Source organism: Kangiella koreensis DSM 16069 (assembly GCF_000024085.1).
Lineage (GTDB): Bacteria > Pseudomonadota > Gammaproteobacteria > Enterobacterales > Kangiellaceae > Kangiella > Kangiella koreensis.
This window is the reverse complement of sequence record NC_013166.1, coordinates 878,980-893,262: the sequence shown is the minus strand read 5'-3', so window position 1 is coordinate 893,262 and position 14,283 is coordinate 878,980. Positions and strand designations below refer to the sequence as shown.

General features: G+C 44.3%; 11 protein-coding genes. 5 read left to right on the top strand and 6 right to left on the bottom strand.

Translation table 11 applies throughout. From position 1 onward, the window contains the following. Positions 1–4: 4 nt before the first annotated feature. On the bottom strand, positions 5–805 hold the full coding sequence (mazG, locus tag KKOR_RS04240; protein WP_012800780.1) for a nucleoside triphosphate pyrophosphohydrolase: 801 nt from the start codon (positions 803–805) through the stop codon (positions 5–7). Between the two features lie 9 nt (positions 806–814). Beyond that, positions 815–3,025: a GTP diphosphokinase gene (relA, locus tag KKOR_RS04235; protein ID WP_012800779.1), complete on the bottom strand. Its 2,211-nt coding sequence runs from the start codon at positions 3,023–3,025 to the stop codon at positions 815–817. Between the two features lie 254 nt (positions 3,026–3,279). Between relA and KKOR_RS04230 the strand changes: the two genes are divergently transcribed. Next, the gene (locus KKOR_RS04230; RefSeq protein WP_012800778.1) at positions 3,280–4,008 is read left to right on the top strand and encodes a ZIP family metal transporter; all 729 of its coding nucleotides are present in this window, start codon (positions 3,280–3,282) and stop codon (positions 4,006–4,008) included. Between the two features lie 61 nt (positions 4,009–4,069). Further along, a complete protein-coding gene (locus KKOR_RS04225) occupies positions 4,070–4,831 on the top strand; it encodes a hypothetical protein (protein WP_012800777.1) in 762 nt (253 codons plus the stop codon). Between the two features lie 249 nt (positions 4,832–5,080). On the opposite strand, the gene rlmD is transcribed toward KKOR_RS04225, so the two are convergent. Next, positions 5,081–6,427, bottom strand: a complete 1,347-nt coding sequence (gene rlmD, locus KKOR_RS04220) for a 23S rRNA (uracil(1939)-C(5))-methyltransferase RlmD (protein ID WP_012800776.1) — start codon at positions 6,425–6,427, stop codon at positions 5,081–5,083. A 65-nt stretch (positions 6,428–6,492) separates the two neighbouring features. Next, the gene (locus KKOR_RS04215; protein ID WP_012800775.1) at positions 6,493–7,260 is read right to left on the bottom strand and encodes a 3'-5' exonuclease; all 768 of its coding nucleotides are present in this window, start codon (positions 7,258–7,260) and stop codon (positions 6,493–6,495) included. A gap of 145 nt (positions 7,261–7,405) precedes the next feature. On the opposite strand from KKOR_RS04215, the gene KKOR_RS04210 reads away from it, so the two are divergent. Together KKOR_RS04210 and barA are read left to right on the top strand one after the other, a co-directional pair. Next, entirely contained in the window at positions 7,406–8,392 is a 987-nt protein-coding gene (locus tag KKOR_RS04210; RefSeq protein WP_228638763.1) for a type 1 periplasmic-binding domain-containing protein, read from the top strand. Continuing rightward, on the top strand, positions 8,393–11,245 hold the full coding sequence (barA, locus tag KKOR_RS04205; RefSeq protein WP_012800773.1) for a two-component sensor histidine kinase BarA: 2,853 nt from the start codon (positions 8,393–8,395) through the stop codon (positions 11,243–11,245). It abuts the gene before it with no gap. A gap of 62 nt (positions 11,246–11,307) precedes the next feature. Here barA and mtaB read toward each other — a convergent pair whose 3' ends face one another. Then, entirely contained in the window at positions 11,308–12,651 is a 1,344-nt protein-coding gene (gene mtaB, locus KKOR_RS04200) for a tRNA (N(6)-L-threonylcarbamoyladenosine(37)-C(2))-methylthiotransferase MtaB (protein WP_012800772.1), read from the bottom strand. A gap of 171 nt (positions 12,652–12,822) precedes the next feature. Continuing rightward, a complete protein-coding gene (locus KKOR_RS04195; protein ID WP_012800771.1) occupies positions 12,823–13,662 on the bottom strand; it encodes a mechanosensitive ion channel family protein in 840 nt (279 codons plus the stop codon). Positions 13,663–13,850: 188 nt separating this feature from the next. On the opposite strand from KKOR_RS04195, the gene KKOR_RS04190 reads away from it, so the two are divergent. Further along, on the top strand, positions 13,851–14,261 hold the full coding sequence (locus KKOR_RS04190; protein WP_012800770.1) for a hypothetical protein: 411 nt from the start codon (positions 13,851–13,853) through the stop codon (positions 14,259–14,261). Positions 14,262–14,283 lie beyond the last annotated feature (22 nt).

Below are 14,283 nucleotides of genomic sequence, written 5' to 3'. Positions count from 1 at the left end.
AAGCTCACTTTATCTGTCGCCACCCCTCGTCCAGCTGTTCCAGAGTGGCGCTATCCACAGTTAAATCCTGCTTAGCCAAATAGTCTTCGAGCTTTCTAAAGCGCCCTTCAAATTTACGCGAGCTTTTGCGTAGCGCGGCTTCGGCATCGACTTTAAGGTGGCGCGATAGGTTCACGCAGGAAAATAACAGGTCACCAATCTCTTCTTCGATGTTTTGTTGGTCATTATTGGCGATAGCTTGCTTGAGTTCCGCTATTTCTTCTTCGACTTTTTCAATCACTCCACTAACTTCAGGCCAGTCGAAACCATGCCGACCAACACGCTTTTGCATTTTCTGGGCCAGTGACAAAGCCGGAAAGTGTTTGGGGAGATCATCCAGTAAACTGGTATTGGACTCATCTTTTCCCTGGCGCTCACGATGCTTCTGTTGTTCCCAGTGCTTTTTTAATTCTTCATCGGTTGAGAAGTCTTTATCACCAAAAACGTGTGGGTGACGACTAACAAGCTTGTTAGACACTTTTTCAGCAATCGACTCAAAATCAAAGCGCCCCTCTTCTTGTCCAATCTGGGCATAAAAGATGACCTGAAACAGCAAGTCGCCCAATTCACCATGAAGCTCCTCAAAGTCACCACGTTCAATGGCATCTGCTACTTCGTAGGCTTCTTCAAGCGTGTAGGGAACAATGGTTTCATAAGTTTGCTTGCGATCCCAGGGGCAGCCTGAGATCGGATCACGCAGAGCCTGCATAATGGTCATTAAACGGTGGGTCTGCGGTAATGAAGTTAAAACTTGGGGATCACTCATAGTTATAGCTTATCCACGTCGGCGTTCGACTTTGAAAATATTGGGCAGTTGCTTGAGCAGTGTAATGACACGCTGCAAATCTTCAAGCTGTGATAGCTCAACTTCGATGTTGATCTGAACCTGCTCTCCACGCTTGCTGGTGGATAAGTCAGTTACACCAGCGTTCTCATTGGCAAGAATTGTTGTGATATCTTTGAGCAAGCTTTTTCGGTCCATGGCGGTGATCACTAAATCCACCGCATAAGCATTGGTTGATTCAGCCTCCCACTGGACCGGAATAATTCGCTCAGGTTTGTCACGCAGCGCTTTCTTGGCGTGAGTACAGTCTTTCAGGTGAATCACAATGCCGCGGCCTTGAGTGACATAACCAATAATGTCTTCACCCGGCACCGGTTTACAGCATTTGGCAATACTGGTCAGCAAGTCACCAACCCCTGACACCGACACATCACTGAAAGATTTACGCTTTGATTTCTTGCGCAGAACCGGCTTGATGTCACGTTGCGGTTGCTTTGCTTCAAGCAACTCTTTAGCACGATTGATAGCCTGCGTAATACCCATATTGCCTGTGCCGATCTTAGTGTACATTTCCACATCACTGGCTAAATGCAATTTTTGAGCCAGCTCTTGATGCGGCACATTGGCCAAGTGATTACGCGCTAATTCTTTTTCCAAAAGTAGACGGCCCGCATTGGCATTATCTTCTTGATCCAGCTTGTTAAAAAACTGCTGAATTTTATGTCGTGTACGACTGCTATTGATATAGCCATTGTGTGGGATCAACCAGTCGCGACTGGGCGACTCTTCTTTTTGCGTCATGATGTCAATCACTTCGCCGGTCTGCACCTGATAGGTTAATGGTACGATTCGTCCATTAATTTTAGCGCCAACGCATCGATGACCTATCGAACTATGAATGCGATAAGCAAAATCGATGGGCGTGCTGCCTGCCGGTAAATCGATCACCTTTCCTTGTGGCGTAAATACAAACACACGATCTTCTGACACCGAACTCTGGAACTCATGCATCAACTCATCGGCATTAACGTCCGCCAGTTCACTTTGCCACTCTAACAGTTGACGCATCCAGGCAATCTTATCGTCCACACCCACTTTAGCTAAATTGGCGCCTTCTTTATAAGCCCAGTGCGCAGCAATGCCTTTTTCCGATTCCTCATGCATCTGGAAAGTACGAATCTGAATCTCTAAAATTTTACCTTCAGGCCCAACTACCGCAGTATGAATTGAGCGATAGCCATTTTCTTTTGGAGTTGCAACATAATCATCAAACTCTTTCGGAATATGCTGCCATTCGCCATGCACAATACCGAGAGCGCCATAACAGTCCTGCACGCGCTCAACCAGAATTCTTACCGCACGCACATCATAAATTTCCTCAAAGCCAACCTTCTTTCGAGTCATTTTCTTCCAGATGCTGTAAATATGTTTTACACGACCACTGACTTCGCCTTTGATATTCTCTTCTTTAAGTTTTTCCTCAAGCAACTGAGTGACATCATCAATATAGCGTTCGCGATCAACCCGTTTTTCTTTTAAGTTTTTGGCTATCGATAAATAAGCTTCTGGCTCAAGATAACGGAAAGACAAATCCTCCAGTTCCCACTTAAGCTGACCAATACCCAAGCGATTGGCCAGTGGTGCAAAAATGTTTTTAGTTTCCCGAGCAAAGGTCAGCTGCGTTTCACGATTAGTATCTTTGATATGACGAAGAGAGACGACCCGGTCAGCCAGCTTTAACAATACTACTCGCGCATCATTGACCATTCCAAGCAGCATCTTACGCAGACTTTCTACCTGCTGCTGGTCATTCTCAGCCCCGGTTTCCTGTTGCAAACTACGCATAGCCTCCATCTGGCCAGCACCTTCCACAAGACCAGCAATGGTGGAGCCTACTTTATCCTTAATAGTCTCAATTTTGACTGAACCGGCAATCACAGACGGCAATAAAATCGCCGCAGTCAAAGTATCTGGGTCCGCATTGAAATGCGTCAACACCTCAGCCAGTTCAAGACCAGCAGCTAACGTATTGAGCTTTAAAACAGGAGTCACCGATACATTCTGCTCAGCCATCGTCACCGCCTTAGCCATCTTAGACTTCGGCTTACCGTCAAGGGTCAGCTGATTCAACTCAAGCCATTGCTCAAACGAAAACTGAGAACTCTCAACCAGCTCAAATATATCGTGATCTTTACGTTTCATAGCAGATTCTAGTTATGTCCTTGTTTTTAAACCTTCATGTTACGAACAATATGGTGAAGAGCTATATTAGCAGTATTAGTTTTTATTGGAAGGGAGAAAAAGTCATCAGGGTGTAAGCAAGTGTGATGGTTTTTACTGGCTCCCGGAATAATTCAGCCAGGCCCAATCTTGTGTTAATTTAGTGGCAACAAATAAGAACTGGCAAAACAATGGATATAATCATAACTGGAGTCATAGCAAGCCTCATAGCGGGAATGATGACCGCGGTAGGTGCTATAGGCGTTTACTTTGTGCGGACACTCTCACCGAAGGTTGAAGACTCCATGCTCAGTTTTGCAGCAGGGATCATGCTGGCAGCCTCCATATTTTCACTGATCATCCCTGCAATTAATTATGGTGAAATCCATTTTTCCAGCAAAGACTATGCGGTCGCCTGGGTGGTTTTCGCCATTATGTGTGGCGCAATAGCCCTATACTTGATTCACCAATACGTTCCCCATGAACACTTTCAGGCCGGTCATGAAGGCCCCGACACTGAAAAACTAAGCCGCATCTGGTTGTTTATCATCGCCATCACACTACACAACTTTCCAGAAGGAATGGCCGTTGGCGTAGGGTTCGCCGGCGAAGATATTAACAATGGCTACAACCTCGCCATTGGGATCGGCATACAAAATATCCCCGAAGGACTCGCCGTCGCCCTATCACTCCTATCCGTCGGCTACACGAAACACACCAGCTTCTTCATCGCCTTTGTCACAGGACTTGCCGAACCCATCGGCGGTTTTATTGGCACCCTCGCCTCAACCTTCTCAGGCATCTTCCTACCCTTCTCACTCGCCTTCGCTGCAGGAGCTATGCTATTCATCATCAGCAACGAAATCATCCCCGAAACCCACCGCGGAGAATTCGCCAGCCGTGCGACTTTCGCACTACTGATTGGCTTTGGCCTGATGATGTATCTAGATGCGACATTGGGGTGAAGGGTAAAAACAAATAAACTAAACTCTTACCTCATAAAAATATTAGGAAGCCAAGCTCAATATGCGTGATTACAGAATTACTAAATATAACCCTATAAATAGAAATGAACACGGTCATTTTCTGATTGACGAATGGACTGAGCCTGAGCAAATAGGAAAAGCTTTTAATGGAGTCAAAGCCACAAAGTCAGACTTTTTTGTAATTGAAGAGAAATATGTCCTATCTATTCTTGAAGTTCTTAAATCTTTATCGATTAACCATCTAAGAGTTGTCGATCTTGATAATAGCTATACAAAGTGGTCATTATCGCGAAGTGATAATGCATGGCTTAGAGAGGATGAGTTTTTGGAAGTTGAAGTGTATGAGGATAAGTCTGTTGGGCTATCCGAAATAGAAACTATTATAAGAATGAACTTGAGGCACTTTCTGTCTTGTAGATTAGAAATCAATAATAAATTTAGTTTAAGATTTGGCTTTGACTTTTACATGTATGTGTTATGTAACGAATTATCTGCCGAGGTACAGGACAAGGTCCATACAATAGGGTTATTCGTTGAAGAGATAGAGCCAATGTACCTAATGGATAAGTGCGATTTTTATATAGATGTAGTGAAAAAAGGCGATGAGTTTGTTGATGACGAAATACTTCTCAAGAAAATGACCAGAAATAAAATTAAAATAGGCCTTGGCTTATCAGCAGAACACCCTGGCAACCATAGTTTTAAAATTACACCCGAGAATTCAGTGATTTTTATCGACGAATTCCAGTTTGACTTCGATAACTATGAATACTATCTAAACTGCGACAAAATATATTGGTAGTTGTTTTAAAATTAGTATAAGGAATAAATCCCAACTTTTGATTAAAGTCACTGGACCCCGTGGTTAAACCACGGGGTGACAAGATAATAGAGATATTACAAAAGTTTTAGCTGAACATTTACCATTAACTTTACAGGCAAGAAAGAACTAAAATGCTTAAGTTCGCGGCAAAGAGTTGCGAAAGAGCGGAGGTGACCTAGTAGGTCATTGAGCATCTTGAGCAACTCTCTAACAAAGCATAAAGTTATTTTAGCCCCTTTCAAATAGGGCGATGGATTCTGTATGGGATGTATGCGGAAACATATCCATAACCCCTGCCTTCACCAACTTATAACCCTTCTCTTTTAACTCACCGGCATCGCGCGCTAGTGTTGCTGGGTTACAGGATACATAGACGATTCGCTCTGGGTTAAAGCGGGTGATGTTTTGCACCACATCTAATGCACCACTTCTTGGTGGGTCGATGAGGATTTTATTGAAGCCTTGTTGCGCCCATTCTTCCTGGGTGAAGTCATCTTGTAGGTTGGTGGCATAGAACTCTACGTTACTGAGGCCGTTGTGTTTGGCGTTCATTTGCCCTCTTTTGACCATGGCTTCGCTGCCTTCAACGCCAACCACGTTTTGCACTTGAGTCGCTAACGGGATGGTGAAGTTTCCCAGGCCACAGAACAAATCTAGAATTCGGTCGTCTGCTTTTGGCTCTAACCACTCGATAGCGCGTTTAACCATTTTCGAGTTGATGCTGTCGTTAACCTGAGTGAAGTCCATGGGGTGGAACAACATTTCCACATCATAGTCTTCGAGTCGATAGGACAGCCAGTCGCGAGTGTCTGGCCCATACAATAGGTGAACCGTATCTGGACCTTTGGGTTGCAGATAAATATAGAGGCCATGCTCTTTACCGAATTCGATCCAGAGGTTTTGATCTTTTTCGGTTAATGGCACCAGATGACGAACAACCAATGCCACCTGGTCATCACCCATGGCGACTTCAAGCTGTGCAGTTTTGTCATTGCTGTCGAGTTCACTGATCATATTTTTCAGTGGCGTGATTAATTGACCCACACGCGGGTCGAGCACCACACAGGAATCGATAGTGGCTAAGAAGCTGCTACGTTTTTCACGAAAGCCCACTAGTGCACCACCTTTCTTGGGTACAAATTTAACGCCTAAGCGTGCTTTACGACGATAGCCAAGTACGTCTGCCTGAAGCGGTTCAACCAGCTCATAATCGTCTGTTTTGTAGGAATGACCACCGAAATGATCTAACTGCTCAACCAATACATTTTGCTTATGCGCTATTTGCGCCGAATTACTCATGTGTTGCAGGCTGCAGCCGCCACAGATATCAGCATGTTCACAAGGTGGGGTTACGCGGTCTTCTGAAGCTTTATAAATTTCAATGGCAACGCCTTCGTCAAATTTGCCCCGCTTTTCGGTGTATTGAAAAGACACTTCTTCGCCCTTAAGGGCATTGTCTACAAAAACCGTTTTGCCTTCTACACTACAAATCCCGCGGCCTTCGTGCGAGAACGCATGTATGGTTGCATTGACGGGTTCGGTCGGTAACGGCTTTCTACGACGTCTTCTTGCCATGATTAACTCTCAATTAGATTGATAAATACGGTGCTGTTGACCATAGGTAAATATAAAAGCCTGGCTTATGACCAGGCTTCGAGGAATTCATTAAAGTGTGGTTGGTCTTCGCTGGTTAAATACTCTTTTAACTTTTGCTCTTCTGCTTCCAGATCTTGCTGGCTTAAATTACCGCGCATCACTTCAAAGCGCAGATACACCAGATAAGTATTGAGAACATCAGTTTCGCAGTAATCGCGGATCGCCTTGAGATTGCCCTGATGGAAGGTTTCCCACACTTTGGCGCCGCTCATGCCCATTTTGCCGGGATAGCCCAGCATGCTGGCGATTTTATCGAGGGGTGCGTTGGCGCGTGGATTATAGCTGGCAATCACATCCATTAAATCCAGATGGCGGCTATGGTAACGGCTAATATAGTTGTTCCACTTGAACTGACTGTCCATTTCGCCAGTATCCCAGTATTTTGGCGCGGCGATATTATGTTTCATGGCGCGATAGTGCAAAACCGGTAGATCGAAGCCTGAGCCGTTCCATGAAACGATGGTTGGCGTGAAACGGTCAATTCCATCGAAAAAGCGTTGAATGATTTCTTTCTCATCCGCCTGCTCGTCGCCCAGAGACCAGACCGTTAGCTTATCGCCATGACGAAATACTGCTGAAATCGCAACCACTTTTTGCAAGTACAAAGGCTGGAAGGTATTGCCGGTTTGCTGATAGCGCAAATGCTCCATGGCAGTGACCACATCTTCATCGGACAAGCCCTCAAACTCATTGAGTAAACGACCTGTTTCAATGTCGGGAATCGTTTCAATATCAAATACAAATATATTCATAATGCCTATCTATTTATTTAGCCTTAGTCTGGCCATTCTCTGACCTCGGGATTAGGAGCCTAAGGCCTTTACTTGCCTATATCCATAGGGCAAGGTAGATTATGCAACGAAAGCCCCACATTATAACGACTTTGCCAGAAAAAGCTTGGAGAAATCACCTTTGAAAGACATGCCGTGGTTCTACACAGTGTCATTGATTATAGGCCTGCTATTGCTCGGGCCGTTTGCTGTGGCTGAACACCCTACACGCAAGGTCATTTCAGTGGATGTTTTAGGCCCTTACTCAAGCCCACAAGAGCAAGAACTACTGTTTAGCCTTAAGCAAAACCTGCTTGATAAATACGATATTGGACTCAAGCAAAATCTGCTGTTCTGGCAAAAGCAACCTAATTGGGCGAGCTACATAAGTAATACAGAGGCGGATTATATTATTACTGTTGGGCAGGAAGCCCTAGACCGAGTTATGAGTGTACAAACAGATCGTCCGATTATTGCTCTGATGAATACAGCGGATAGCATCGAAATACTACGCCAAAATCCGCATGATGGGTTTTATGCCATAACGCATGAACAACCACTCGTTCGTTATTTTGCCTTAATTAAGAGCCTTAACATTTATCAAGCACAAACGGCATCCTTTTTTAGTGACCAAAATAGCTACCTGAAGACACGCTACCAGCAATTATCTCGCTTCTTTAATTTACCCTACAAACCACTAGTGGTTAATCCGCAATTAAAAACGCTGGATGCCATTAATCAATTGATCAGCTGTTGCCGTATTATGCTGCATGATACTGATAGGATTTATCCGCCTGGTCGCTCGCGAAAATCCCTGCTGGTCAATAGCTTTCGCCACCGATTGATAGTGATAGGAAACTCGCAGAATATGTTGCAGGAAGGCGCGATGCTGGCATTATTTAGCAAGCCCTATACAATAGGCGAGCAAACGGCTGATTTAATTTATCAGATCGAGAAGAATCAAGTTAAAGAGCGATATCAATATCCAGATAAGTTCGTGTTAGATGCTAATCGTCGGATTGCCAAGTTACTCGGTTTTTCAGAATTGACTTTAGGTGAGTTAATTGGTCAGATCGAAACATTAGAAAATGTATATCACGAGATGGAACAATAGATGAAAGAGTGGGGAATAAGTAAACGGATCATGACGTTGGCGTTAACGCCAACTATTTTGGTTGCCCTGTTGTTAGGAACTCTCTTCATAAGCAATCACATCAACGACAGTAAATATTCCCTATCCGCTCGCGGAAAGACCATCGCTACTCACCTGGCCCTGGCCAGTGAGTACGGCCTGATCACCCTGGATGAGAAGAATCTGGCTGAAATGGCGCAAGCAGCACGCGATAATGACAAAGACTTAATGGCAGTGGCCATTTATGACCAAAACAATCGTGTACTAGCATCAGTCGGTTCCGCTGAAATGCTTAGTGAAATGAGTTTTGACAATCCCTACTCTCTTGCTAGATCCGGCTCTTCTAATAACTTAATGCGATTTGCCCGCACCTCTGACAGTGAACATGGCAAACTGTTCTATGCCCCGATCATTTCCAAGTTCCCAGAAAATTATGAGTCCTGGCAGAATTACAGCCAGGCCAACGCCCAACTGTTAGGTTATGTTGCAGTGATGATGACCAACGAGTTCTCTGCCATTAGTCGTTACAACACTATTTTAACCACCCTATTCATTACCATCATTGGACTCTTAATTGGTGGCTTCCTCGCCCGCAGAATGTCGATGAGTGTCACGACTCCAATTGAAAAGATGGTCGAAGGGATTAACCGTATCAAAGACGGTCACCTTGATACTCGACTTGAATCTGAAGCCAGTGCTGAACTATTAACTCTGCAAGAAGGTATCAACCTGATGGCTGAGAATATGGAGCACAATCAGGAAGAAATGCAATTGGCTGTTGACCAGGCAACCGAAGATTTGCGTGAAACCTTAGAAACCCTAGAAGTAAATAACCTCGAGCTGGACATTGCACGTCGCCAGGCGCTAGAAGCCAGTCGTATCAAGACTGAATTTTTGGCCAATATGAGCCATGAAATCCGCACCCCAATGAATGGCGTTATTGGCTTCACTGAACTGCTGTTGAAAACCGAACTAAACAATAAACAAAAAGACTTCCTGTTTGATATTAAACGCTCTGCCACCAGCTTATTATCAATTATTGATGACATTCTCGATTACTCAAAAATTGAAGCCGGTAAAATGTCCTTTGAACGTTACCCCTTTGACCTTCGTGAGTGTGTTGATGACATATTCAGGATGTTAGGACCCAACGCCAATAAGAAAGGCATTGAGCTAGTTTCGCTTATTTACTCCGATGTTCCCAAAGCTTTGCTGGGCGACCCAATTCGAATCAAACAGATCATTACCAATCTCGTTAATAACGCCATTAAGTTTACTAAATCCGGAAGTGTTGAGCTGTATGCCGAAGTTGAGTCAGAAAATCAAAAAGGGCTTAAACTTAAAGTTCAGGTTAAAGATTCTGGCATTGGCTTAACTCAAGAACAACAGCGCAACCTGTTTAAAGCATTCAGTCAGGCCGACAGTTCAACTAAGCGCGAGTTTGGTGGCACTGGTCTGGGATTGGTGATCTCTAAATCACTGGTTGAAAAGATGGGTGGTAACATTGGTGTAAACAGCACTGCTGGCGATGGCTCAACTTTCTGGTTTACTTTGCAATGTGAGCGTACAGACTCACTTCCAGAAGATGGCCTGACAGGTGAATTCCTGGCCAACAAATCAGTGCTGGTATTCGACCCTCATCCTTCGACCCGATTGTCGATCACTCAAATTCTTGAAGACTGGAGCATGTTGGTGCGCTCTTTCGATAAGATTGATGACCTGATGACAGAAATTGATCTATACAGCCAAAGTGGCAAAAGTATTGAGCTTATAGTCATTGGTGGTCAGCGCTTCCGCCGTCGCCAACAACAACTTGAGTACATCTGTAATAAGGCTCAAACTCAGCTACTTTGCCCGGTCATTACCTTTAGCACGGCTGGAAACGCTGACTTCCTTGAACACCTGCACTCGATTGGCGTCAGTCGTGCCATGACCAAACCGGTCACCCATCGCGCATTGTATAATTCATTGATTGAACTACTGAAAACACCACTTGCTGCTTCTGGTAAAGAGCCTGCTCCAACTGTAATTGGCGATGCCAGCTTACTGAAAAATATTTATGTATTAGCAGTTGATGATAACCCTGCGAATTTGCGCCTGGTGACTACTCTGCTCCAGGATCTAAATATTAAAGTTGATGCTGCTGAAAGTGGTATGCAGGCAGTATCACTCAGTAAAAACAAAGTTTACGACGCTATCTTAATGGATATTCAGATGCCGGAAATGGACGGACTTGAAGCCACCCGCACAATCCGAGCCAATCGCACAAACCTGAATACTCCAATCATAGCTTTAACTGCACATGCAATGGCCAGCGAACGCGAGCAACTACTTGAAGCTGGAATGGATGACTACATGACCAAACCCGTTTCCGAGCAGGCTTTAATTAACTTGTTGCTCAAATGGACTCAAGCTGCTTCCGACCTCACTCCAACCGAGCCGGAAGAAAGGAAGCTAGACGAAGCAGAACAGGACCAAACATTGGATTGGAGTTTAAGTTTAAAATTGGCCAACAACAATGAGCAGCTGGCAATCGATATGCTAAAAATGTTGGTAGATTCAAACTTTGAAACTGGTCGCAATATCCATGCTGCTTACCAATCCCAAGACTTTGATCAACTCTTGCAACATGTTCATAAACTACACGGAGCAAGCTGTTATGTTGGAACCCCAAAACTCAAACACCTCAGCAATGTTTATGAAACCCGACTGAAGAAACAGCAATACAACAAACTGGAAGAGTTACACGGGGAACTACTGGCCGAACTAGAAATCATCAATAAAGAAGCAGAGCGTTTTTTGAACCCCGAAGAACCCGAAACAGCAGATAATTAAGCATAACAGATACAAAAAAAGGGCTGAAACCAGCCCTTTTTTCATGCCATTAACCACACAATCTACCCGATCGTTCTAACTTGAATAACCGGCGACTCCTGCCGAGGAATCTCATCAATAATTAGCCCATTCAAATAGCCATGTTCAGCATCAACACTTTCTATTTTTGTATTAAGAATGGTTCTTTCAGGACTCAAACCTGGAGGAATTTCTGTGGCAATTTTATGATAGTTAGGCGTATAGCCAAAGTAGCGTTGATTGCCCTCTTCGGTGTATTGATTAGAGCTCTCCCAAAGCACTGGAACGATTAAACCCACCTGACGCTCTAACTCTGCAACTTTTAGTCTAGCCGCTAATTCATGCAGTCGATGGCTACGTTCTTTCTTGATCTCCTTAGTGATTTTTCCCGGTAGTCGGGCAGCTTTGGTCCCTTCACGGTCGGAATAGGTAAAAATGTGAATATGCCCGAAGCCTACCTCTTCGATATACTGCATGGTTAACTCAAACTCTTCGTCAGTTTCGCCGGGGAAGCCGACAATCACATCGGTAGTCACGTTAAATCCTGCAACCTGCGTTTTTGCTTGGTTCACAAGCTCGCTAAAAGAGGAGGTTTTGCAACGGCGAGACATACGTCTTAAGACGGTGTCGGCTCCACTTTGAATGGGAAGGTGCATGTGTGGCATTAATCGAGGGTTAGCGAACAACTCAAAAAAGTTCTCCCCTAAATCCCATGGCTCAACCGAAGCAAAGCGAATGCGTGGCATATCGGTGTCACGCAATATGGTTTCCACTAATTCATATAAACTTGAGTCTATATCAGAGCCATAACCACCAACGTGTACACCTGCTAGGACAATTTCCTGCACTCCTTCAGCGTGCAACTGATTCACTTCATCTACTAAATCTTGAATGGTTCGACTACGCTCTTCACCGCGCGCTACTGTCACGATGCAGTAGGTGCAACGATAGCGACAGCCGTCTTGAATTTTAATAAAGGCGCGCTCGCGATTACGCGCAAATAAGGCACTTTCGCCTGGCTCAGTAGCAAACTCTGGCATCGCAGGAATATCAAGAAGTTGCTTAGCTTGTTCTACCAAGGCATCTTTGTCTTCATTCACAACCACCAGATCAACACCCATAATCTGAGCAACTTCTTCAGGTTCTAATGAAGCATAACAACCTGTGACAACCTTACGAGCTTGTGGATTGGCGCGGTGGAAACGGCGTACTGTTTGGCGAGATTTACGGGCAGCCTCAGCAGTTACTGCGCAAGTATTCAATACAATCAAATCCGCAGCATCTACCTCAGAGGTCAAAGACAAGCCCAAACGCTGGAAAGAATTCGCCCAGTTTTGAAGCTCCGCTTCATTCAATCGACACCCTAACGCGCTTAAATGTACTTGCATAACCACCTGACTCGTATCACAAACTTCGGCAGAGAAAGACAACTCTACCCGATAAAAATTGGGCGCTAATTGTACAGTTTCTAGCCGTTATTGGCACCCTCTTTTCCATGAGATTACCTTCATCGCATTAAAAAAGGCGTCCTAAGACGCCTTTGATATTCAAAAAATGGTCTATTTTTCAACAGTATGTAAGTGCACATCTCGCTGAGGATAGGGAATACTGATGTTATTGGCATCTAACGCCTTTTTGATAGCTTCCAAGTTTTCAAAATATACGCCCCAGTAATCGCCACTATCAGCCCAAACTCTTAATACAAAATTAACTGAGCTATCAGCTAGAGCAGATACCGCTATAAATGGCTCGGGATCTTTATGAATGCGGTCGTCTTTATCAATAACAGCAAGAATCACATTACGCGCAGTATCAATATCATCGTCATAGCCAATGCCAATGGTGAAATCAACACGGCGTTTCGGCTGCGTGCTGTAGTTAATCATAGAGCCTGTAGAAATTGGTGAATTAGGGATAATAATGGTTTTATTATCCGGAGTAGTCAAAATGGTGTTAAAAATCTGAATCTCTTTGACTGTTCCTGAGTGCCCCTGCATTTCAACAAAGTCGCCCACTCTGTATGGACGTAAAATCAAAAGGATTACACCACCGGCGAAGTTCTGCAAGGTTCCTGACAGAGCCAAACCAATCGCTAAACCGGCTGCACCTAACATGGCTACAAAGGTCGTCATTTGTATGCCAAGCATACCAATAACAGTGATGACCAGCGCAGCTTTGAGCAAAATACTTATCAAGCTAACCAGGAAACGTTGCAACGTCACATCGAAGTTTTTCTTTTGAAAGCCTTTACGAACAGCATTGACGATCATACGAATAATGATCAAACCAATGACCAGCACTACCAGCGCTGATATCACTTTAGGTGCATAATCTAGCATCACTTGCCAACTGCTTTGAGCAAAACTGGTCAGCTGCTCTGTGTCCACGGGTAATTGCATGTTAACCTCTTGATTTCAAAATTATTAATGACTGCGATACATTCTATAGAAGTCCATGAATAGATTCTAACTTAAGGTAAAAATTTTACATAAGTATCACGAATTCAGCAAAAGTTCAGACTATTACTAGTATCACTGTTAGTGACGTGCAAAAATTAACCAACACTGCGAACCATTAAGGACAGTATATGAATAAGCAAACTTCACTCGTATTGGCAGGATTTGCCATGTTAAGTTTATCCGCCTGTAGTACCGTTCAACCTGCAGAAGTTGATAGCAAGCTAACTGCCTGGCAAGGCGCAAATATTGAAACGATTATTCAAACCTGGGGACTACCAACAGGTGAGCAACAAGTTAATGATTTAACTTATGCGGAATGGAATACCAGAGATATCAAAAATAAGCCCTCTATGCGGGTCGGAGTGGGTGGCTTTGGTGGTAACTTCTTTGGCAGCATTGGCACTACTCTGTTTGGCGGTCGTAAAGAAGTTCACTGTCGGGTGCAGGTGGGTTATAACCAGGAAGGCCGTGTAGTGGCGTCTAACTGGACCGGAGATGCCGAAGCTTGCGACGCAGCAATCCCTGAGCGAGAGTCCTGATAAAAGTCAGCTTCTATTTAGC